The organism is Shewanella sp. A22, from assembly GCF_053850585.1.
The window spans coordinates 1-3,269 of record NZ_JBSQBN010000211.1; the positions used below are offsets into that span (position 1 = coordinate 1).

The 3,269-nt window shown below is 38.5% G+C and carries 4 protein-coding genes; all 4 read right to left on the reverse strand.

Annotation, left to right across the window (positions count from 1 at the left end; genetic code table 11):
* Nucleotides 1–450 precede the first annotated feature (450 nt).
* Nucleotides 451–804 (reverse strand): YkgJ family cysteine cluster protein, encoded by a 354-nt coding sequence (locus ACWXWT_RS20170; protein ID WP_456043357.1) that lies wholly within the window; start codon nt 802–804, stop codon nt 451–453.
* Between the two features lie 166 nt (nt 805–970).
* Nucleotides 971–2,134, reverse strand: a complete 1,164-nt coding sequence (locus tag ACWXWT_RS20175) for an HD domain-containing phosphohydrolase (protein WP_456043358.1) — start codon at nt 2,132–2,134, stop codon at nt 971–973.
* A gap of 15 nt (nt 2,135–2,149) precedes the next feature.
* Nucleotides 2,150–2,458, reverse strand: coding sequence for a Tll0287-like domain-containing protein (locus tag ACWXWT_RS20180; protein WP_456043359.1), 309 nt, complete (start codon nt 2,456–2,458; stop codon nt 2,150–2,152).
* Complete coding sequence (locus tag ACWXWT_RS20185; protein ID WP_456043360.1) at nt 2,458–2,733, reverse strand: hypothetical protein; 276 nt, start codon at nt 2,731–2,733, stop codon at nt 2,458–2,460. The genes ACWXWT_RS20180 and ACWXWT_RS20185 overlap by 1 nt, the downstream gene beginning before the upstream one ends.
* Nucleotides 2,734–3,269: the final 536 nt, after the last annotated feature.

A 3,269-nucleotide genomic window follows, 5' to 3' on the forward strand; every position in this document is an offset into this window, starting at 1 on the left:
AAAGTGCTGTAGGCAAGGCAGATGATTGAAGCGAATAGTGATCCTCGGTAACAAGCTCCTGCGTTACTCTACCTCCAGTATCTGACCGCCATGGATGGTGGGAATGTGTTATTTTTTATGGAAAAAATAGACCATGCCGTCGTATTTTGAAAGCTTCTAACGAAGCATAAAGGACTTTGAAACCCGCCAGAATGGAGTCTCTCAGGTATGCCACTTCTGTGTTACATCGATTTAAAAGGCAACAACCATTTCTACATCAATGTGCCTTGAATTGAAAAACCGAGAGACTCTGAACTGACCAGATATTTAATGAAATTGGTATTATCTTAGGGGGTAATGAATGTTGCGAATAAAAGACAATACTCGCAAAAAGCCTTTTTAAGAAAAGGACTAATGGTGCTTTGTTACGCTTAGTGACGTTAGCAGAGTTAATACGCTTTGTTGGATAGCTTACACCAACACTTGGCGTGTATTGGCAATGTAATGATGTATTTGGGTCTCGGTTTTAGAGTCTATCATCTCATCTGGACGACAACCCTCGGGGCAGGGCATGCGGGGTGTGGTACCAAATATGCGACAAATTAATGGGCGTTGTTCATACACTTCGCAACCATTGGGACCAAGGTGCACACAGTTCCAATTGTCTAATGCCGCTTCATGTTGGGCAACCGTTTTTACCGGTAAGCGTGACATTTCAGCTGAAGAGGTTGTTACTGGTCCACAACAATCGTGGCAACCCGGCTTACATTCGAATGTCGGAATACGCTGGCGTAGAAGGTCAACTATTTCGATGTTATTTTTCATTAATCTGTTAGTAGTGTCATGTTTGCGTCCATTATAGCGCCATATTACATTCAGTAAAGTTTCATGACGATGAGATGTGCAATGTCAATTTATAAAAGCACAGATTCGTTAACGGCAACTACGAGAGCCATACCGCGCAGAATATTGTTGAGTATATTAATAGCGTTTATTTGGTTGATAATAAGCTTTGGTCATGCATGTATTTTTCTAAAGTATCAATGGAATAAAATATTTTGTTTGTGATTTCAAATTGCTCAATTTTATATTCAATGCAGTGATTAATGGTAAGTTTTGAAAGCTGTGTTGTTAAAGGTAATATGTCGATTGGCTGTGCTGATAGGATAATAAACTCATCACCATGGATCCTAAATAATTGCGATGTCGCCAACATATCGATTAACACCGAGGCGACTTGGGTTAACAATATGTTTCCATTTTCCCAACCTTTTTCGCGATTAAATATGGAAAAATTTTGTAGATAAATAATGGTCGCATATTGCATCTGTTCTGGTTTTATTTTCATGTTTTGATCAAGAACTGGTGACAACAACATACCGAGAAAAGCACGGTTAAACAGACCTGTAAGTTGGTCATTAAAAAAATAAGCAAGTCTTTGTTGCTCTGTCATATTTTGTTGAGTTTGAGAGCTGTTATCTAATTTAACATTTTGTAATGCCTTAATGGCGATGTTGGTGTATTGAGGATCAAATTGGTGCCCTGCAAGTTGCGCTATTTCAACGAGACTTTCTTTAACAGATTTACGCCCTTTATAGATTCGGTCTGTTGTCATTGCATCAAAGGCGTCAGCTATTGCGATAATCTGTGAGAGTTTAGGTATATCGCTGCCGCTTAAACCATCAGGGTAGCCAGAACCGTCGTACTTTTCGTGGTGTGAGCGAACGATATTAGCAATATCAGCAAATGTATTAATTTTATAAAGTAGCTGATACCCAGAGATTGCATGTTGTTGAATCATCCCCAATTCAATTTTATTGAGTTTACCAGGCTTAAGTAAAATTGAATCAGGTGTCGCGATTTTACCAATATCGTGAACCATCGCCGCTCGATGAAGGTTATCTATTTCTGCGTCATTGAGTTTTAACGCCCTGGCAATACGAACTGCATAATCGGCTACTCTACGAGTATGCCCTGCAGTGTAACTATCACGTTCTTCAATCATTTCTACTAAAGAATATAAATATTGCTTAAAATCATTTTGCTTATCAAACCAATATTTTTGTGCTCTATTTTTGTAAAGTACGATTGCCGCGCAACCAATACACCATAGCATTAATAGAAACAGGCTTGCGTAGAGTAATTGGTGAAACATTTTATCGTAAAATGGTTAAACCGGAATTGAGATTGACACTCCGCCTCGAAGATCACCGACATGATACCCTTGCTCTGCATGGCACTTTAAGCAGCTTTCTTCTACGACCATAGGTTCAAGTACACGCATATAAAGTATGCCATCTATGTTAGTGAGCTCTTTGTATTCGGTTAATGTTTTTTCCATTTTGGTTAATGCTTTTGTTTCCCATAGATCGGCTGCATTATTGGGATTGAGTGGATTTAAGCTGGTGATATGGCCTTTAGTACCGTAATAATTGGCATATTCTTGTGTGACTTGTGAAAGAATATAAGCAGGGTTCATCAGAGTGAGCTTTGGCCATCTTGTGTGATGACATCGCGATTGAGGATATGGGATAAATAAAGGTTAGGTTTCGTGTGCTCGTTGACAGGTACATAAACGCCGCCATGGGAAGCGGCCCAGTTTCTAAACGCAATGTCTTTTTTGATACTTGCCCTAGCTTCAGTGAAAGCAAATTGTTCTGCTGATAGTCTGTTTTGTACATATAAGGTCAACATAAACCCTAATACTAATAAGCTCCAGCTTACCAATGCTAAGTTCATTGTCTTAATTATCATGTTTGAATTTTTATACAAAAATGCGCTCCATGTTTTGTATGAGCAAAAATGATCCCGATACCAAAATGATAGGTAACAATGCTGAGAGGGAAGTGTTAATAACATAAATTAGATGAGCGCAAACAAATCTAAATACATTACCAATAGTTAATTATGGCATATAGAATAATTTGTCGTTAACGATAAGCAACATATTGTTAACAAGGTCGCACTTATTAAAATTATAAGCACTTATGACCAATAATGGTGTGAATGATTGTTCGAACTAAACGATGAAATCCGAAGATTTTAATTTATACCAATCCTATTAAATATGTGATCTTTCAGCGGGCGTTCAAAGTGCTGTAGGCAAGGCAGATGATTGAAGCGAATAGTGATCCTCGGTAACAAGCTCCTGCGTTACTTTACATCCAGCATCTGACCGCCATGGATGGTGGGAATGTGTTATTTTTTATGGAAAAAAATAGACCATGCCGTCGTATTTTGAAAGCATCTAACGAAGCATAAAGGACTTTGAAACCCGCCAGAATGGAGTC

Excerpts from the sequence above, each read along its gene's own strand:
- ACWXWT_RS20170 (WP_456043357.1), bottom strand. The coding sequence starts at position 804 with ATGAAAAATAACATCGAAATAGTTGACCTTCTACGCCAGCGTATTCCG.
- ACWXWT_RS20175 (WP_456043358.1), bottom strand. The coding sequence starts at position 2,134 with ATGTTTCACCAATTACTCTACGCAAGCCTGTTTCTATTAATGCTATGG.
- ACWXWT_RS20180 (WP_456043359.1), bottom strand. The coding sequence starts at position 2,458 with ATGAACCCTGCTTATATTCTTTCACAAGTCACACAAGAATATGCCAAT.
- ACWXWT_RS20185 (WP_456043360.1), bottom strand. The coding sequence starts at position 2,733 with ATGATAATTAAGACAATGAACTTAGCATTGGTAAGCTGGAGCTTATTA.